At 71.2% G+C, this 18,320-nt stretch carries 13 protein-coding genes; all 13 read right to left on the bottom strand.

Translation table 11 applies throughout. The features are described 5' to 3' along the window. Positions 1-92 precede the first annotated feature (92 nt). Positions 93-860 carry a TIGR03936 family radical SAM-associated protein gene (locus AB0E05_RS32170; protein WP_361970375.1) on the bottom strand — a complete coding sequence of 256 codons (768 nt, stop codon included), beginning with the start codon at positions 858-860 and terminating at the stop codon, positions 93-95. A gap of 522 nt (positions 861-1,382) precedes the next feature. Beyond that, complete coding sequence (locus tag AB0E05_RS32165; RefSeq protein WP_361970356.1) at positions 1,383-3,311, bottom strand: TIGR03960 family B12-binding radical SAM protein; 1,929 nt, start codon at positions 3,309-3,311, stop codon at positions 1,383-1,385. A 127-nt stretch (positions 3,312-3,438) separates the two neighbouring features. Beyond that, the gene (locus AB0E05_RS32160) at positions 3,439-4,974 is read right to left on the bottom strand and encodes a CYTH and CHAD domain-containing protein (protein WP_361970354.1); all 1,536 of its coding nucleotides are present in this window, start codon (positions 4,972-4,974) and stop codon (positions 3,439-3,441) included. Positions 4,975-5,048: 74 nt separating this feature from the next. Beyond that, positions 5,049-6,251 carry a rod shape-determining protein RodA gene (gene rodA / locus AB0E05_RS32155; protein WP_361970352.1) on the bottom strand — a complete coding sequence of 401 codons (1,203 nt, stop codon included), beginning with the start codon at positions 6,249-6,251 and terminating at the stop codon, positions 5,049-5,051. A 5-nt stretch (positions 6,252-6,256) separates the two neighbouring features. Beyond that, complete coding sequence (gene mrdA, locus AB0E05_RS32150; protein ID WP_361970350.1) at positions 6,257-8,494, bottom strand: penicillin-binding protein 2; 2,238 nt, start codon at positions 8,492-8,494, stop codon at positions 6,257-6,259. Between the two features lie 22 nt (positions 8,495-8,516). Continuing rightward, positions 8,517-9,179: a rod shape-determining protein MreD gene (mreD, locus tag AB0E05_RS32145; RefSeq protein ID WP_361970348.1), complete on the bottom strand. Its 663-nt coding sequence runs from the start codon at positions 9,177-9,179 to the stop codon at positions 8,517-8,519. Between the two features lie 14 nt (positions 9,180-9,193). Then, complete coding sequence (gene mreC / locus AB0E05_RS32140) at positions 9,194-10,264, bottom strand: rod shape-determining protein MreC (RefSeq protein WP_361970346.1); 1,071 nt, start codon at positions 10,262-10,264, stop codon at positions 9,194-9,196. Positions 10,265-10,416: 152 nt separating this feature from the next. Continuing rightward, positions 10,417-11,436, bottom strand: coding sequence for a rod shape-determining protein (locus tag AB0E05_RS32135; protein ID WP_361532234.1), 1,020 nt, complete (start codon positions 11,434-11,436; stop codon positions 10,417-10,419). Positions 11,437-11,702: 266 nt separating this feature from the next. Further along, positions 11,703-12,116 (bottom strand): nucleoside-diphosphate kinase, encoded by a 414-nt coding sequence (gene ndk, locus AB0E05_RS32130; RefSeq protein WP_361970345.1) that lies wholly within the window; start codon positions 12,114-12,116, stop codon positions 11,703-11,705. 107 nt (positions 12,117-12,223) lie between these two features. Next, entirely contained in the window at positions 12,224-12,571 is a 348-nt protein-coding gene (locus AB0E05_RS32125) for a DUF4233 domain-containing protein (RefSeq protein WP_361970343.1), read from the bottom strand. Positions 12,572-12,577: 6 nt separating this feature from the next. Then, a complete protein-coding gene (locus AB0E05_RS32120; RefSeq protein WP_361970341.1) occupies positions 12,578-14,116 on the bottom strand; it encodes a folylpolyglutamate synthase/dihydrofolate synthase family protein in 1,539 nt (512 codons plus the stop codon). A 42-nt stretch (positions 14,117-14,158) separates the two neighbouring features. Further along, complete coding sequence (locus tag AB0E05_RS32115; RefSeq protein ID WP_361970339.1) at positions 14,159-15,325, bottom strand: ATP-binding protein; 1,167 nt, start codon at positions 15,323-15,325, stop codon at positions 14,159-14,161. A 343-nt stretch (positions 15,326-15,668) separates the two neighbouring features. After that, the gene (locus AB0E05_RS32110) at positions 15,669-18,290 is read right to left on the bottom strand and encodes a valine--tRNA ligase (RefSeq protein ID WP_361970338.1); all 2,622 of its coding nucleotides are present in this window, start codon (positions 18,288-18,290) and stop codon (positions 15,669-15,671) included. Positions 18,291-18,320: the final 30 nt, after the last annotated feature.

The following is an 18,320-nucleotide window of genomic DNA, read 5'->3' as shown; positions in this document are numbered from 1 at the left end:
GCTGCAACGACTGCCTGAGCGGCGGGACCTTCGGGCGCCGTCGCGAAGTCCCCCCGGCGTGAGCCTGGGGGCGGCGGCCCCGACGGCCTTGGTCAAGCGGTCGGAGCTGCCTCGCGGTCGAGCGCGAGCGGGTCGGTCACCGTGCCGGACTCCTCGTCGAAGAGCCCCTGCGCCAGCCTGGTCACCGCTGCGGGGACCGGCGGCGCCAGGTCGGCCACAGCGCGGAGACCGGACAGGACGTCGTCGGGTCGTACGGCAGGTGTCACGTGCCGTACCACCAGCCGCAGTATCGCACAGGGCCCCTGCGTCGGCCTATCAGGCAGCGGAGCGTGCACGTCGAGCCCCGCGACGGGGCCGCGGGCGTCGAAGGCGCGCATGCCGTTCTTGGTGCGCCGCTCGACCTCGACGGCGTCGGCCGCGAGGAAGGCCGCGACGGCCTTCTCGGCGTCCTCGACGGGGACCCCGTCGAGCCGCAGCTCCCACTCGGAGGCGGTGAGCCGGTCGGCGAACCCGGAGGTCCGCACCTCGACGGCGTCCACGACGTCGAGCCCGTCCGGCAGCGAACCGTTCAGCAGCTCCCGCAGGGTGTCGGGGTCGCGGTGCTCGACGAGGGCGATCTCCAGGTACTCGGCCTCGCTGCCCGTACCGGTGGGTGCGGCGTTGGCGTACGAGACCTTCGGGTGCGGGGTGAAGCCCGCGGAATACGCCATGGGCACCTCGGCCCGGCGCAGCGCGCGCTCGAAGGCGCGCTGGAAGTCGCGATGACTGGTGAACCGGAGGCGACCGCGCTTGGTGTAGCGCAGACGGATGCGCTGGACCGCGGGTGCGGGCGGCGGGCCTTCGGGCTGTCGCTTGCCCAGTGGTTCTTCTCCTCGGTGCGGGGCGGGCGCGGGTGGGCGCCGCCCTCGGAATGCGGGTGTCGCGCCCAGGGGCCGGCCCGGCTCACACCCGCGTGCGCGGGGAGACCTCGGGCCCGGCCGCCGCTCGGGCGACAGTCGTTCTCCTACCCAGAGTACGCGCAGCAACCACAGCTGGTTCCCCTGCCACCGCCGCGACGGGAGCGGTGGCACCGTGATGCGTCGGCGGCAATGACGTCTGCGGCCCGGTTGCGGGTTGCTCGCACAGTTCCCCGCGCCCCTGGTCCGCTGCACCAGCGTCTACCCGCGGACCGTCCGTGGCTTGTCGCGCAGTTCCCCCCTGTGCCCTGTGGGCACAGGGGGAACCCCGTGAACCCCCTGTCCCGCAGGCGAACGACAAGGCGAGCGAAACAGGGGCGCGGGGAACTGCGCGACAAGCCACCCACGGGGCCGAGGTCGCCGCGGTCGGCTACGTGCCCACGGCGGGAGTGCGTCCGCCGGGGCGACCGCGCCGGCCCGCGAAGGCTACTTGACCACCGTCAGCGGCAGCAGCTTCTTGCCGGTGGGGCCGATCTGGATCTCGGTGCCCATCTGCGGGCAGACGCCGCAGTCGAAGCACGGGGTCCAGCGGCAGTCCTCGACCTCGGTCTCGTCGAGCGCGTCCTGCCAGTCCTCCCAGAGCCAGTCCTTGTCGAGACCGGAGTCCAGGTGGTCCCAGGGCAGGACCTCCTCGTAGGTGCGCTCACGGGTGGTGTACCAGTCGACGTCCACGCCGAACTCCGGCAGCGCCTTGTCCGCGCACGCCATCCAGCGGTCGTACGAGAAGTGCTCGCGCCAGCCGTCGAAGCGTCCGCCGTCCTCGTAGACGGCGCGGATGACGGCGCCGACGCGACGGTCGCCGCGCGAGAGCAGGCCCTCGACGATGCCGGGCTTGCCGTCGTGGTAGCGGAAGCCGATGGAGCGGCCGTACTTCTTGTCGCCGCGGATCTTGTCGCGCAGCTTCTCCAGCCGGGCGTCGGTGGCCTCGGCGGACAGCTGCGGCGCCCACTGGAAGGGGGTGTGCGGCTTGGGCACGAAACCGCCGATGGAGACCGTGCAGCGGATGTCGTTGGAGCGGGAGACCTCACGGCCCTTGGCGATGACGTTGACCGCCATGTCGCCGATCTGGAGGACGTCCTCGTCGGTCTCGGTGGGCAGACCGCACATGAAGTACAGCTTCACCTGGCGCCAGCCGTTGCCGTAGGCGGTGGCGACCGTGCGGATCAGGTCCTCCTCCGAGACCATCTTGTTGATGACCTTGCGCATCCGCTCGGAGCCGCCTTCGGGGGCGAAGGTGAGGCCGGAGCGGCGGCCGTTGCGGGTGAGTTCGTTCGCCAGGTCGACGTTGAACGCGTCGACGCGGGTGGACGGGAGGGACAGCCCGATCTTGTCCTGCTCGTACCGGTCGGCGAGGCCCTTGGCGACGTCGCCGATCTCGGAGTGGTCGGCGCTGGACAGCGACAGCAGGCCGACCTCCTCGAAGCCGGTCGCCTTCAGGCCCTTGTCGACCATCTCGCCGATGCCGGTGATGCTGCGCTCCCGCACGGGGCGGGTGATCATGCCGGCCTGGCAGAAGCGGCAGCCGCGGGTGCAGCCGCGGAAGATCTCCACCGACATCCGCTCGTGCACCGTCTCGGCGAGCGGGACCAGCGGCTGCTTCGGGTACGGCCACTCGTCCAGGTCCATGACGGTGTGCTTGGACACCCGCCACGGCACGCCGGAGCGGTTGGGCACGACGCGGCCGATGCGGCCGTCGGGCAGGTACTCGACGTCGTAGAAGCGCGGGACGTACACCCCGCCGGTCTTCGCCAGGCGCAGCAGCACCTCCTCGCGGCCACCGGGCCGGCCCTCCGCCTTCCAGGCTCGGACGATCTCGGTGATGTCGAGGACCGCCTGCTCGCCGTCGCCGATGACGGCGCAGTCGATGAAGTCGGCGATCGGCTCGGGGTTGAAGGCGGCGTGGCCGCCGGCGAGCACGATCGGGTGGTCCACGCCGCGGTCCCTGGCCTCCAGCGGGACGCCCGCGAGGTCCAGGGCGGTGAGCATGTTGGTGTAGCCCAGCTCGGTGGAGAAGCTCAGGCCGAAGACGTCGAAGGCGCCGACGGGGCGGTGGGAGTCCACGGTGAACTGGGGGACGCCGTGCTCGCGCATCAGCTCCTCCATGTCCGGCCACACGCTGTACGTGCGCTCCGCGAGCACGCCCTCGCGCTCGTTCAGCACCTCGTACAGGATCATGACGCCCTGGTTGGGCAGTCCGACCTCGTACGCGTCCGGGTACATCAGCGCCCAGCGGACGTCGCACGACTCCCACGGCTTGACGGTGGAGTTCAGCTCTCCGCCGACGTACTGGATCGGCTTCTGCACGTGCGGGAGCAGTGCTTCGAGCTGTGGGAAGACCGACTCGGCAGCAGACATCTCAGGGATCTCAGAGCTTTCGTGAGCTGGCAGGGGTGACCATCCAGCCTAACCGACGGCGGCCGGCCCCTCAGCCGCACCGGGCCCGCCCGCGACGGGGCGGGGCGGGCCCGGTGGGAGAAAGGCCCTAGCTGACGAGCGCCGCCCGCAGCTTCTCGTCCGCGGCCTCGGCCCACACCTGCGGCAGCTCCCGCTCCCGGTCGGCGGCGGCCCGCTGCTCCTGCCCGTACAGCAGGCCCCAGGTGAACGCCGACTCCCCCGCGGCGTGCGCCTGGACGCCGATGTCGCGCAGGGTGTCACGGGCCACCACGCTGTCCTGGTGGTCGCCCAGCACGGACTGCACGGCCTTCATCCGCTTGGCGAAGCGGCGGGCGGGCCGGCCGAGCGCCGCGGTGGCCGCCTCACCGGCGTAGCGGGCGCGCTTGGCCGCCTTGCGGGCGTCGTGCATCGCGAGGTCCCGCTCGTGGCCCGCCGGCAGCGCCAGGGCGTGCTCGACGCGGCCCGCCAGCCGCTCGTAGTCCCTGATCACCGCCCGGGGCAGGACGACGTCGGGGGCGCCGCCGGCCTGCTTCAGCCGCGGCGGATCGGCGAGCAGGGCGTCCAGGGAGCCCAGCAGGGCGAGGTAGCGCTTGCCGTCGAGGGCGGCGACGGCGCGACGGCGCGAGCCGGAGCCGCGGGCCGCGGTCCATCGGCGCAACCGCCCGCGCACCGGCCCGAGCAGCAGGGTCCTGGGCATGGCGTCGATCCGGCCCCGCAGCCGCTCGGCCAGCACTTCGGTGTCCCGGGCCACGCCCAACTCGCCGGCGAGCCACTTCAGCTCTTCGCCCACGGGGTCGGTGACGGCCCGGTCCAGCACCTTGCGGTACGTGCGGAACGCGCTGCGCAGCCGGCGGGTGGAGACCCGCATCTGGTGGACCGCGTCGGGGAGGTCGCGCCGTACCCCCGGGTCGTACGCCAGCAGGGCCGCGACCTGCTCGCGCACGTAGACGAGGACGTGCGCACCCGCGTCGCCCGAGCCGGCGTCCTCGGGTGCGTCGGCCGGCGCGGTGGCGTCCGGCGGCACGCTCAGCCCGGTCTCGGCCAGCGCGCGGGCGAGCTTGGAGGGCGACGCGGCGGCCGGGATCCCGGCCTTGCGGAACTTCTTGTCGACCTTGGCGAGCAGGGCGGGGTCGCCGTCGTCGGCCAGCTCGACCTCGATCTCGTCCCAGGCGGCGGTGCGCCCGTCGTCCAGGCGCTCGGCGCGCACCGCGTCCCGGCTCAGCTCGGCCAGTGGGGTGCCGTCCTCGGCCAGCAGCTGCGTCACCTGCCGCGAGGAGAGCAGTCGTACGACGGGGACCAGTTCGGCGTCCCGGGTGCGGGCCCGCACCAGCGTCTTCAGGTTGCGCGGCACGCCCGGCGAGAGGGGCGCCCGGATCTCGTCCCGCACGCCCGGTGCGACCGGCAGCTTGAGGTGCCAGCCGGCGTCGTCGCCACCGGTGCGCCGCCGCAGGGTGATGGACGCGGCGGCGAGCCGCAGGTCGGTGGTGTCGTAGTAGACGGCGTCGAGTTCCTGGACGCCCTGGTCGTGGACGGTCGAGACCCCGCCCACCCGGGTCAGGTCCGGCAGTCGGGTCTCGGGGGTGGCTTCGTACTTCCGCTCGATCTCGCGCTTCGTGTCCGCCATGTATCGAATCTAGTTCGGGATGATTCGACACGGCAGTGCGAGGACGGCCCCGGTGTCACTCCGACGGCCGGCCCCTACGCCGTTATGGGCCGCTGGACCCTGATGGACTGGAGCAGTCCGATCGCCACCCAGACGGCGAACATCGAGGAGCCGCCGTACGACACGAAGGGCAGCGGCAGCCCGGCGACCGGCATGATCCCGAGGGTCATGCCGATGTTCTCGAAGGACTGGAAGGCGAACCAGGCGATGATGCCGGCCGCGACGATCGTGCCGTACAGCTCGGTGGTCTCCCGGGCGATGCGGCAGGCGCGCCAGAGCACCACGCCGAGCAGGACCAGTATCAGCGCGGCGCCGAGGAAGCCCAGTTCCTCGCCGGCGACGGTGAAGACGAAGTCGGTCTGCTGCTCGGGGACGAACTGGCCGGTGGTCTGGGAGCCCTTGAACAGGCCGGTGCCGGTCAGTCCGCCGGAGCCGATCGCGATGCGCGCCTGGTTGGTGTTGTAGCCGACGCCGGCGGGGTCCAGTGCCGGGTTGGCGAAGGCCGCGAAGCGGTTGATCTGGTACTCGTCGAGCAGGCCGAGCGCGGCGACGAGGACGGCGCCGACGACTCCGCTGCCGATCAGGCCGAGGACCCAGCGGTTGGGGGCGCCGGAGGCCAGCAGCACGCCGAGCACGATCACCGCCATGACCATCACGGAGCCGAGGTCGGGCATCAGCATCACGATGGCCATGGGCACGGCGGCGATCACCAGCGACTTGGCGACCGTGCGGTGGTCGGGGTGGAGGGTGTCGCCGGCGTCCACCCGCGCCGCGAGCAGCATCGCCATCCCCAGGATGATGGTGATCTTCACGAACTCGGACGGCTGGATGGTGAAGCCGCCGCCGATCACGATCCAGGCGTGGGCGCCGTTGATGGTGGCGCCGACCGGGGTCAGCACCAGCATGATCAGCAGTACGGAGATCCCGTACAGCACCGGCACGGCGCCGCGCAGGGTGCGGTGGCCGAGCCAGATGGTGCCGACCATCAGGGCGACCCCGATGCCGGTGTTGAGCAGGTGGCGGAAGAGGAAGTAGTACGGGTCGCCTTGGTTCAGCTCGGTGCGGTTGCGCGTGGCGGACCAGACCAGCAGGGAGCCGATGGCCGAGAGCGCGAGCGCGGAGAAGAGCAGCGGCCAGTCCAGTCGCCGGACCATCGAGTCGCGGGAGCTGAGCTGGGCCCACAGGCCGCCGCGCTGCGGGCCGTAGCCGGAGACGGAGAAGCCATTGGTGCCGGCCATGCCTCTTAGTCCCTCCGAGCGGGCGGGCCCGCGAGCTGGTCGGTGTCCCGGTCCTGCTGGTCTTGTTGCTGGTTCTGGTTCTGGTTCTGGTCCTGCTGGTCGCCGAGCGGCTCGCCGGTCTCCTCCTCCGGCTTCGGCGGCTCGTACGGCTTGACCTCCGGCGCCTCGATGGTGCCGTCGGTCTCGACCTTGGGCAGCGACGTCTGCGGCTTGGGCAGCAGCGCCCGCTTGAGGTCCTGCTCGCCCTTTTCGTTGAGGCCGTACATCGCCTCGTAGATGTTGCGGACGGCCGGTCCCGAGGCGCCGGAACCGGTGCCGCCCTGGGAGATCGTCATCACGATGGTGAAGTCGTCGGTGTACGTGGAGAACCAGGAGGTCGTCTGCTTGCCGAAGACCTCGGCGGTGCCCGTCTTGGCGTGCATCGGGATCTTGTCGTGCGGCCAGCCGATGAACCGCCAGTTGGCCGAACCGTTCGTCACGACTCCCGCGAGGGCCTCGTTTATCTTGTCCCTGGTCTTGCGGTCCATCGGCAGCTTGCCGTGCGCCTTGGGCTTGATCTCCTGCACGGACTTGCCGTCGGGGCTGATGATCGCCTTGCCGATGGTGGGGTCGTAGAGGGTGCCGCCGTTGGCGATGGCGCTGTAGATCGTCGCCATCTGTATCGGCGTGACGAGGATGTCGCCCTGGCCGATGGAGTAGTTGACGGAGTCACCGGCGCGCATCTGGTTGCCTTCGAGGCAGTTCTCGTACGCGACCTGCTCGGCGTAGTCGCCGCCCTTCTTCCCCGTCTTGCACCAGGACTCCTTGTTGGCCTCCCAGAACTTCTGCTTCCACTCGCGGTCCGGGACCCGGCCCTTGACCTCGTTGGGCAGGTCGATCCCGGTCTCCTTGCCGAGGCCGAAGTCGTGCGCGGTCCGGTAGAACCAGTCCTTGCTGTCCTTCTTCGGCTTGATGCCGCCGTCCTTCTGCCACTCGTTGTACGCGAGGCCGTAGTAGACGGTGTCGCAGGAGACCTCCAGCGCACGGCCCAGGCTGATGGAGCCGTACCCCTTGGACTCGAAGTTCTTGAACTCCCGGCCGCCGAAGCTCAGCGACGAGGGGCAGGGGTAGTTGTCGTCGAAGTCGTAGCCCGCGCGCACCGCGGCGGCCGAGGAGACCACCTTGAAGATGGAGCCGGGGGCCGCCTGGCCCTGGATCACCCGGTTCAGCAGCGGATAGTTGGAGTCGTTGCTGGTCAGCGCGGCGTAGTCCTTGGCCGAGATGCCACCGACCCAGGCGTTGGGGTCGTACGTGGGCTGCGAGGCCATGGCGACGACCCGGCCGGTCTTGTTCTCCATGACGACGACCGCGCCCGCGTCGGCCTTGTAGGTGCGCTGGGTGTTGCGGTCGAACGTCTTGCGGGCCTCCTTCATCGCCCAGTTCAGCTCGTACTCGGCGACGGCCTGCACCCGGGCGTCGATGGAGGTGACCAGGTTGGAACCGGCCTGCGCCTCGTCGCGGTCGGACTCGCCGATGACCCGGCCGAGGTTGTCGACCTCGTAGCGGGTCACGCCGGCCTTGCCGCGCAGCGCCTTGTCGTAGGTGCGCTCAAGACCCGAGCGGCCGACCTGGTCGGAGCGGAGGTAGGGCGATTCGGAGTCCTTGGCCTTCTCGATCTCGCCGTCCGTCACGGGCGAGAGGTAGCCGAGCACCTGGGCGGCGTTGGCCTTGCCGGGCGCGGTGTAGCGGCGTACGGCGGTGGGCTCGGCGGTGATGCCGACGAAGTCCTCGGCGCGCTCGCGGATCTGGAGCGCCTGCTGGGTGGTGGCCTCGTCGGTGACCGGGATCGGCTGGTAGGGCGACCCGTTCCAGCAGGGCTTGGGCGTCTTCGCGTCGCACAGCCGGACCTTGTCCATGACCTCCTTCGGCTGCATGCCGAGGACTTCGGCGAGCCGGGTCAGGACGGCCTTGCCGTCGTCCTTCATCTTCATCAGCTCGGTGCGCGAGGCGGAGACCACGAGCCGGGTCTCGTTGTCGGCGAGGGCCACTCCGCGGGCGTCCAGGATGGAGCCGCGCACGGCGGGTTGGACGACGCGCTGGACGCCGTTGTTCTTCGCCTCGTCGGTGTACTCCTGACCGTTGCGGATCTGGAGGTACCACAGGCGCCCGCCGAGGGTGAGCAGGAGGGAGAAGACCAGGATCTGGATGATGACGAGCCGGATCTGGACCCGGGGGGTCCGCCCGGTCTCCGGGATGTTGCTCATGCTGCGCGTTCCCCTCCCTCGCTCACAGTCGCTTGACGCCCTTGATGCGGCCGGCGCGGTTCGCCCTGGTCCGCGCCGTCTTCACCCGCAGCCCGCCGCGCTGGCTGCCGATCCGCAGACCGGTGCCGGAGGCAAGCCAGCCGGAGGCCACGTCGCCGCCGCTCTGGGAATCGGCGAGCGGATCGTGGTCCGTCCTGCGGGCGAGGGCCATGATGAACGGCACCGTGAACGGCGCCAGCAGCAGGTCGTAGACCGCCGCGGTGAACAGCAGGCCGCCCAGGCCGACGTGGCGGGCGGCGGTGTCGCCGACGAGGGCGCCGACGCCCGCGTACAGCAGCGTGGAGCCGATGGCGGCGGCGACCACCACGGCCATCGGGCCGGTGGCGGAGCGCAGCTTGCCGTCCTGGGGGCGGGCGAGACCGGCGAGGTAGCCGATGACGCACAGCACCAGGGCGTACCGGCCGAGCGCGTGGTCGGCGGGCGGCGCCAGGTCGGCCAGCAGCCCGGCGCCGAAGCCGATGAAGGCGCCGGCCAGGTGCCCGTAGACGAAGGCCAGTCCGAGGACCGTGAGCAGCAGCAGGTCGGGCACGGCGCCCGGGAGCTGGAGCCGGGCGAGGACGGAGACCTGGACCACGAGCGCGACCACGACCAGGGCCGTGGAGAGAAGGATCCGGTTGACACGCATGTACGGATCAGCTCCTACTGCTGCTCGTCGGTGCGGACGCCGGGGGCGGCGGGGGTGGCGGCGCCCTGGTCCGGGGGCTGGTTGGGCGGCTGGTTCGGATCGGGCGTCTCGCCCGGGTCCGGGGCCGCGCCCGGATCCAGCTCCTGGCTCTCGCCCTGGGGCTGCTCGCCCGCGGGCGCGGACGGGGTGACGGTGACGGTCACCGTCGGCGTGGGCACGGGCTTCGCCTTGGGCGGCAGCACGGCGTCGCGCGGATCGGTCCTGGGCGCCTCGACCACGACGCCGACGATGTCGAGCCGGCTGAAGCCGACGTACGGCCGGACGTAGATGGTGCGGGTCAGGTCACCGCGGGCGGGGTCGACGCGGACCACCTCGCCGATCGGCACGCCCGCGACGAACGGCCGGGACGCCTGCGAGCCGAAGGTGACCAGCCGGTCCCCCTGCTTCACCTTGGACTTCCCGTTGAGGAGCTGGACGGAGAGCGGACGGTCGCCCTGGCCGGTGGCGAAGCCGAGTTCGTCGGTCTTCTCCATGCGCGTGCCGACGGTGAAGTCGGGGTCGTTGGCGAGCAGCACGGTGGCGGTGTTCGGACCGACGGTGGTGACCCGGCCGACCAGCCCGTCGCCGTTGAGCACGGTCATGTCCCGCTTGATGCCGTCGCGCGAGCCGATGTCGATGGTGACGGTCCAGGAGAAGCCCTGGGCCGCTCCTATGGCGATGACCTGGGCTCCCTTGACTCCGTACTGTCCGGCGCCGGCGGTCTTGAGCATCTTGTCCAGCTCGCGCGCCCGGCTGCGGTTGCGGTCGTCGCTGCCGAGTCGCGCCTTCAGCTCCGCGTTCTCCCGCTCCAGCACGCTGATGCGGTCGTGGCGTTCGCCCGAGTCGCGCACCGCGCCGATGGCGTTGCCGACCGGGTCGACGGCGGTGGCGACGCCGTTCTGAATCGGCCCGAAGACGGTGGCGGCGGCCTGCCGGGCGCCGTCGACCGGTGAGTCCTCCCCGCCGCGGATGTCCACCGTGATCAGTGCGAACGCGATGGCGATCAGCAGCACCAAGAGCAGCCGGCTCTCTCGTGTGTCCCTCACGTGCGGCGGCCGTGCCTTCCTCGTAGGAATCTCGGAATCTCAGTTGTGTGTGTCGACGATCGGCCGTACGGGTCGGCAGGCAGCCGTACGGGGGACCGTCCGGTGCGCGCGTCGGCGGGCACCCGCGCCGGAACGGGTCCGGCGCGGGGACGCTAACGGCGGGGCTGGGCGTCCAGGACCTGCTGGAGCGCCTCGAACTCCTCCACGCACTTGCCGGAGCCCAGCGCCACGGAGTCCAGCGGGTCCTCGGCGATGTGGATCGGCATGCCGGTCTCCCGGCGCAGCCGCTCGTCGAGGCCGCGCAGCAGCGCCCCGCCGCCGGTGAGCACGATGCCCCGGTCCATGACGTCGCCGGACAGCTCCGGCGGGCACTTGTCGAGGGTGGTCTTCACGGCGTCGACAATGGCGTTGACCGGCTCTTCGATCGCCTTGCGGACTTCGGCGGCGGAGATGACGACGGTCTTCGGGAGTCCGGAGACCAGGTCACGGCCGCGGATTTCGGTGTGCTCGTCCTGTTCGAGGTCGTAGGCGGAGCCGATCGTGAGCTTGATGGATTCCGCGGTCCGCTCGCCGAGGAGGAGCGAGTACTCCTTCTTGATGTGCTGGATGATCGCGTTGTCCAACTCGTCGCCGGCGACCCGGATGGACTGTGCCGTGACGATTCCGCCGAGGGAGATGACGGCGACTTCGGTGGTGCCGCCGCCGATGTCCACGACCATGTTGCCGGTGGCCTCGTGGACCGGGAGGCCGGAGCCGATGGCCGCGGCCATGGGCTCTTCGATGATGTGCACCTGGCGGGCGCCGGCCTGCGTGGACGCCTCGATGACGGCGCGGCGCTCGACGCCGGTGATGCCCGAGGGCACGCAGACGACGACGCGCGGTCGGGCCAGGTACCGCCGCTTGTGGATCTTCAAGATGAAGTACCGGAGCATCCGCTCGGTGATCTCGAAGTCGGCGATGACGCCGTCCTTCAGCGGTCGGACGGCGACGATGTTGCCCGGCGTCCGACCGATCATCTTCTTCGCCTCGGCGCCGACGGCGAGAATGCCGCCCGTGTTGGTGTTGATGGCGACGACGGACGGTTCGTTCAGAACGATCCCCCGGCCCCTGACGTACACCAGCGTGTTGGCGGTCCCGAGGTCGACAGCCATATCACGGCCGATGAACGACATGTTCTTCCCCAAGAGGATGCGTCCGCCCTTCCCGAATGGAGCCATGACGGCTATTCAGGAAGGCGCGGTGGTGGATTCTGTGGCGTGGCGGCTTCCATCGTAGTGCCGCCGCAGACTGAGCGGCGCGGTGGACCGCCTCTGTATAGGTGACGTCGTGTCGCTGCGATCCGTTCCCGAAAAGTGTCCGCATATGCCGGAGGGCGACCGAATTACATCGGTCGCCCCAGGTCACGCACGTCGTTTGGCGCTGTATGGCTGACGACAGGTCAGGAAAGACCGGGGAAGAAAATCTTCAGCTCTCGAATGGCGGACTCCTCGGAGTCCGAGGCGTGAATCAGGTTCTCCCGGACGATGGTGCCGAAGTCGCCCCGGATGGAGCCGGGCTCCGCGGCGATCGGGTCGGTGGGACCGGCCAGTCGGCGTACGCCCTCGATGACCCGCTCGCCGTCGACCACGAGCGCGACGACCGGACCGGAGAGCATGAACTCCACCAGGGGCTCGTAGAACGGCTTGCCCACGTGCTCGGCGTAGTGCTGCTCCAGGGTCTCCCGGTCCAGCTGCCGCAGCTCCAGCGCGGTGACGGTCCAGCCCGCCTTGGCCTCGATGCGGCCGACGATCTCGCCGACCAGCTTGCGGCGGACCGCGTCCGGCTTCAGGAGGACGAGCGTGCGCTGGGTCATGTGTACGGCTCCTTGCAAGGCATTCGAATGCGGTGGTGTGAGGTTACAGGCCGTCACCCGCACGGCGGCACCTGGACCTGTCCCGTGCACCCGTGGGCCACGAAGGACTACGAAGGTTCGGCCTCCGCCTGCGCGGCCCAGCGGGCCTTCGCCTCGTCGATCTTGCGCCCGTAGTGGATCGACGCCCACCACAGGCCGGCGAAGCAGGCCCCCAGGAAGAACATCATCGGCACGAAGAAGCCGCTGACGACCAGCCCGATCTGGAGCGCCCAGCCGAGCTGGACGCCGCCGGGCCGGGAGAGCATGCCGCACAGCAGCAGGGACAGCACCATCGCGACCCCGCAGACCGTCCAGACGGTGCCCACCGTCAGGGAGTCGTCCTTCATCGCCACCAGACCGGCGAAGCCGATGACGAAGAACTCCCCGATCAGGGTGGAAGCGGCGAGCGTACGCATCAGTTCTCAGCCTTTCCTCAACAGCAGGCGGGCGTCGCCGACGGTGAACACCGAGCCCGTCACCAGGACACCGGCGCCCGCGTACTCGGCCTCCTCCTCCGCGAGGGTGACCGCCGCCTCCAGCGCGCCGTCCAGCCGCGGCTCGACCACGACGCGCTCGTCACCGAAGACCTCCACGGCGATCGCCGCGAGCTCGTCGGCGTCCATCGCACGGGGCTGCGAGTTCTGCGTCACGACGATCTCCGCGAAGACCGGCTCGAACGCCTCCAGCACCCCGCGCACGTCCTTGTCGGCGCTGGTGCTCACCACCCCGATCAGCCGGGTGAAGCCGAACGCCTCGGTGACCGCCTCCGCCGTCGCCCGGGCGCCGGCCGGGTTGTGCGCCGCGTCCAGCACGATCGTCGGGCTGCGGCGGACCACCTCCAGCCGCCCCGGGGTGGTGACCGCGGCGAACGCCGAACGGATCGTGTCCAGGTCCAGCACGCGCGCGTGCTCCGCGCCGACGCCGAAGAACGCCTCCACGGCCGCCAGCGCCACCGCCGCGTTGTGCGCCTGGTGGGCGCCGTACAGCGGGAGGAAGACGTCCGGGTACTCGCCGCCGAGTCCGCGCAGGGTCAGCAGCTGGCCGCCGACCGCGACCTCGCGCGTCACGACGCCGAACTCCATGCCCTCGCGGGCCACCGTGGCGTCCACCTCCACGGCCTTCTTGAGCATCACCTGCGCCGCGTCCACCGGCTGCTGGGCCAGGATCACCGTCGCGCCCTGCTTGACGATGCCCGCCTTCTCGGTGGCGATCGCGCCGGGAGTGGTGCCCAGGCGGTCGGTGTGGTCCAGGTCTATCGGGGTGACCACCGCGACGGACGCGTCGATCACGTTCGTCGCGTCCCACTCGCCGCCCATGCCGACCTCGACGACGGCGACGTCCACGGGCGCGTCCGCGAAGGCCGCGTACGCCATGCCCGTCAGCACCTCGAAGAAGGACAGCCGGAACTCCTCGGCCGCGTCCACCATCTCCACGTACGGCTTGACGTCCTCGTACGTCGAGATGAAGCGCTCGGCGGAGATCGGCGCGCCGTCCAGGCTGATGCGCTCGGTGATCGACTGCACGTGCGGCGAGGTGTAGCGGCCGGTGCGCAGCTCGAAGGCGGAGAGCAGGGCCTCGATCATGCGGGCCGTGGACGTCTTGCCGTTGGTGCCCGTGATGTGGATCGAGGGGTACGCCCGCTGGGGCTCGCCCAACACGTCCATCAGTGCGGCGATGCGCCGCACCGAGGGCTCCAGCTTGGTCTCGCCCCACCTGGTCGCCAGGTCCTCCTCCACCGCGCGCAGCGCCGCGTCGACCTCGGGGTCGGCGGGGCGGGCGGGCAGGGAGTCGGCCTGTGGCGGGCCGCCCTGGGTGCGCAGCGTACGGCTCCCGGCCTCGATCACCGCCAGGTCGGGGTCACGGTCGGTCTCGGCGTCGACGATCTCGTGGAACTCGTCGGCCACGTCACGCTCGTGCGGTTCGGGCTCGGGCCCGTTCGGCTCGGCGGGGTGCTCACTCACGGACCCAGTCTAGAGTCCGGCCCGCGGCCGTCGCCCGGGGGCTCACGGTCGGCTCGGGAGCCGGCCCGCGGGGAGGTGGGCGACGACCTCGTACGCGCCGTCGTGCGCGCCGGCGGTCAGCGTGCCCCCCATCGCGGTGACCCGCTCCCGCATCGAGGACGTGCCGGTGCCGCTGGAGACCGGCTCCGTCACCGGGACCGCGGCGGGCAGCGCGTTGCGCACGGTCACCCGCAGCCGGGTGCCGTCGAGGCCGATCGCGACGCTGACGCGTTCCCCCGGGGCGTGCTTGGCGGCGTTCGTCAGGCACTCCTGCACCACCCGGTAGACCGCGGTCTGCCGCAGCGGCGACAGCCGGTGCGCCGCCAGGCAGATCTCCAGCGTCACCGGGCTGCCCATCCGCTCGCTCTCGGCGGCGAGCGCGGTCAGCCCTTCGAGGCCCGGGGTCGCGGTGCGCTCGTCGGCGCGGTGCACGATGGTGTCGTTCAGCATCAGATGGGCCCGGCGGGCGGTGTCCGCGAGCTCCTCGAAGTCCTTGAGGTGGGGCCCGCCGCGGGCCCTCGCGGCGAGCACCTCCGCGCGCACCGCGAGCACGGTCAGCTCCCGCCCGACGAGGTCGTGCACGTCGCGCGCGACGGAGATCCGCTCCTCCTGCACGGCCTGGAACACGGCGGCGCGCGCCCGCTGCGACGCGAGTTCGCGCACCAGGTCCTGGCGGTAGGCGGCGATGCCGACGGCGGCGGCGAGCACCCCGATGGGCACGATCAGCCCCAGGAAGCCGCTGAGGGTGTCGGCGCGGTGCTCGGGCCAGCCCGGCAGGTGGAACATCGCGTACGACCAGGCGACGTACCCCACGGTCGCGGCGACGCCGGCCGCGCGCCCGCGGAAGCGGCCCAGGGAGTACAGCGCGAACTGGATCAGCGTCAGCTCGTGCAGCCAGCCGAGGAGGACGAGCGCGACGAGGTACGGCACCCAGGGCGCCCGCCGCCGCACCACGAGCGTCGCCGCACCGGCGGCAAGCACGAGGGTGGCGGTCAGCCCGGTGAGCGAGTTGTCGGCGTCGGCGAGCCCCGGCACGTCGAGCACCATGAGGGAGAAGCAGCTCAGCGCGGCGACGCCGTCGAGGGCGCGGGGGGAGCCGGGCCAGCGCCGGGTGCGCTGACGGGCCGCCGTGAGGAGGCGGAGTACGGCGTACCGTGCGGGCGCGAGCATCCCCCCATGATGCGGGGGCCCTCCGGGCGGGTGGAGCGGGGGTCGACGCAGGCCACCTCCCGCGGTGCCCCGCACCCGAGACACCCTCGCCGTCCCCCTGGGGTGCATTGGTCTCCGCGGCCCGGTGGGGCTTGTTCACGCAGTTCCCCGCGCCCCTGAAAACCTCCGCCCTCGGCCCGCAGATATGTGACGGGGGCAGCGAAACAGGTGGCGCTGGGGGTACCACCACGCCCTTCGGGCGTAGGGGGCGGAACTGCGCGACCAGCCCACCACCGGACCGCAGGGACCAACGCTCCTGCGGGGAAACGGCGCGTAGGCCCTCCGCAACGCGACCCGCAGGGGGCTACGCCGGCGGGAGGGTGCTCAGCTGGCCCGAGATGCGGGTGATGTCGGACTCCGCCGCGGACAGCCGCGCGCGGATCTTCCCCACCACCTGCTCCGGCGCCTTCGCCAGGAACGCCTCGTTGCCCAGCTTCGCCTCCGCCTGCGCCTTCTCCTTCTCCGCCGCGGCCAGGTCCTTCGCCAGCCGCTTCCGCTCCGCCGCCACGTCGATCGCGCCGGAGAGGTCGAGCGCCACGCTCGCGCCCGCGACCGGCAGCGTCGCCGTCGCCTGGAAGCCGTCGTCCGCCGGCTGGAGCCGCAGGAGCTGGCGGATCGCCGGCTCGTGCGGGGCGAGCGCCGTACCGGTCAGGTCGAGGCGCGCCGGGACCTTCTGGCCCGGCTGGAGGCCCTGGTCGGAGCGGAACCGGCGGACCTCGGTGACGACCCGCTGGACCAGCTCGATCTCGCGCTCCGCCGCCTCGTCGCGGAAGCCGCTGTCCGAGGGCCACTGGGTGACGACGACGGACTCGCGCCCGGTGAGCGTCGTCCACAGCTCCTCGGTGACGAACGGCATCACCGGGTGCAGCAGCCGCAGGGTGACGTCCAGCACCTCGCCGAGGACGCGCGCGGAGACCTTCGCCTGCTCGCCGCCGGCGAAGTACGTGGTCTTGGACAGCTCGACGTACCAGTCGAAGACCTCGTCCCACGCGAAGTGGTACAGCGCGTCCGAGAGCTTCGCGAACTGGTAGTCGTCGTAGTGCGCGTCGACCTCGGCCACGGTCTTGTTCAGCCGGGACAGGATCCACCGGTCCACCGCCGTGAGCTGCTCCGGCGCGGGCAGGTCGCCCTCCACGGTCGCGCCGTTCATCAGCGCGAAGCGGGTGGCGTTCCAGATCTTGTTGGCGAAGTTGCGGGACGCCTGGACCCAGTCCTCGCCGATCGGCACGTCCGTGCCCGGGTTCGCGCCGCGGGCCAGGGTGAAGCGGACGGCGTCGGAGCCGTACGCGTCCATCCAGTCGAGCGGGTTGACCGTGTTCCCGGCCGACTTCGACATCTTCTTGCCGAACTCGTCGCGGACCATGCCGTGGAAGGCGACCGTGCGGAACGGCGGCTGGCCGTCCATGGTGTAGAGGCCGAACATCATCATCCGGGCGACCCAGAAGAACATCAGGTCGTAGCCGGTGACGAGGACGTCCGTGGAGTAGAACTTCTCCAGGTCCGGGGTCTGCTCGGGCCAGCCGAGGGTGGAGAAGGGCCACAGGCCGGAGGAGAACCAGGTGTCGAGGACGTCGGGGTCCTGCGACCAGCCCTCGCCGGTCGGGGGCTGCTCGTCCGGGCCGACGGCGACCATCTCGCCGTTCGGGCCGTGCCAGACCGGGATGCGGTGGCCCCACCACAGCTGCCGGGAGATGCACCAGTCGTGCATGTTGTCGACCCAGTCGTAGTAGCGCTGGGTCATGTCGGCGGGGTGGATGGCGACCCGCCCGTCCCGGACCGCGTCGCCCGCCGCCTGTGCGAGCGGGGCGACCTTCACCCACCACTGGAGCGACACGCGCGGCTCCAGCGTGGTGCGGCAGCGCGAGCAGTGGCCGACGGAGTGGGTGTACGGGCGCTTCTCGGCGACGATGCGGCCCTCGGCGCGCAGCGCGGCGACGATCGCGGAGCGCGCCTCGAAGCGGTCCAGGCCCTCGAAGGGGCCGTGCACGGTGATGATGCCGCGCTCGTTGAGGACCTCGATCGACTCCAGGCCGTGGCGCTGGCCGATGGCGAAGTCGTTCGGGTCGTGCGCGGGGGTCACCTTGACCGCGCCGGTGCCGAACTCGGGGTCGACGTGGGTGTCGGCGACGACCGGGATGGAACGGTCCGTCAGCGGGAGCTTGATCCGCTTGCCGATCAGGTGCGCGTACCGCTCGTCGTCGGGGTGGACCGCGACCGCGGTGTCGCCCAGCATCGTCTCGGCGCGGGTGGTGGCGACCACGAGGGTCTCGTCGCCGTCGCCGTACTTCAGCGAGACGAGCTCGCCCTCGTCGTCCTGGTAGTCGACCTCGATGTCGGAGATGGCGGTCAGACAGCGCGGGCACCAGTTGATGATGCGCTCGGCGCGGTAGATCAGCTCCTCGTCGTACATCCGCTTGAAGACGGTCTGCACGGCGCGGGACAGGCCCTCGTCCATGGTGAAGCGGTCGCGGTTCCAGGCGACGCCCTCGCCGAGGCGGCGCATCTGGCCCTGGATCTGGCCGCCGGACTCCGCCTTCCACTGCCACACGCGCTCCACGAACGCCTCGCGCCCGAGGTCGTGGCGGGACTTGCCCTCCTTGGCGAGTTCGCGCTCGACGACGTTCTGGGTGGCGATGCCGGCGTGGTCCATGCCGGGCTGCCACAGGGTCTCGAAGCCCTGCATGCGCTTGCGGCGGGTGAGGGCGTCGATCAGGGTGTGCTCGAAGGCGTGGCCCATGTGGAGCGAGCCGGTGACGTTCGGCGGCGGGATGACGACGGTGTACGCCGGCTTCTCGCTCTTCGCATCCGCCTCGAAGTAACCGCGTCCTACCCAGCGCTCGTACAGCTTCCCCTCTACCTCGGCCGGCGCGTACTGGGTCGGCAGTTCGGGGGTGGTGGCTGTCTGCTGCTGAGTGTTCTCGGTCACGCGCCTCAGTTTAGGGGTGTCACGGGCCCG

It is taken from the genome of Streptomyces sp. NPDC048057 (assembly GCF_040653095.1).
In the GTDB taxonomy this organism is placed as follows: Bacteria; Actinomycetota; Actinomycetes; order Streptomycetales; family Streptomycetaceae; genus Streptomyces.
The sequence above is the reverse complement of the archived record's forward strand: the minus strand, read 5'-3'. Positions and strand labels throughout refer to the sequence as shown.

Bases quoted from the DNA above. Each gene is read 5' to 3' on its own strand.
- AB0E05_RS32165 (WP_361970356.1), bottom strand. From the start codon at position 3,311: ATGTCTGCTGCCGAGTCGGTCTTCCCACAGCTCGAAGCACTGCTCCCG.
- AB0E05_RS32160 (WP_361970354.1), bottom strand. From the start codon at position 4,974: ATGGCGGACACGAAGCGCGAGATCGAGCGGAAGTACGAAGCCACCCCC.
- rodA (WP_361970352.1), bottom strand. From the start codon at position 6,251: ATGGCCGGCACCAATGGCTTCTCCGTCTCCGGCTACGGCCCGCAGCGC.
- mrdA (WP_361970350.1), bottom strand. From the start codon at position 8,494: ATGAGCAACATCCCGGAGACCGGGCGGACCCCCCGGGTCCAGATCCGG.
- mreD (WP_361970348.1), bottom strand. From the start codon at position 9,179: ATGCGTGTCAACCGGATCCTTCTCTCCACGGCCCTGGTCGTGGTCGCG.
- AB0E05_RS32135 (WP_361532234.1), bottom strand. From the start codon at position 11,436: ATGTCGTTCATCGGCCGTGATATGGCTGTCGACCTCGGGACCGCCAAC.
- ndk (WP_361970345.1), bottom strand. From the start codon at position 12,116: ATGACCCAGCGCACGCTCGTCCTCCTGAAGCCGGACGCGGTCCGCCGC.
- AB0E05_RS32125 (WP_361970343.1), bottom strand. From the start codon at position 12,571: ATGCGTACGCTCGCCGCTTCCACCCTGATCGGGGAGTTCTTCGTCATC.
- AB0E05_RS32115 (WP_361970339.1), bottom strand. From the start codon at position 15,325: ATGCTCGCGCCCGCACGGTACGCCGTACTCCGCCTCCTCACGGCGGCC.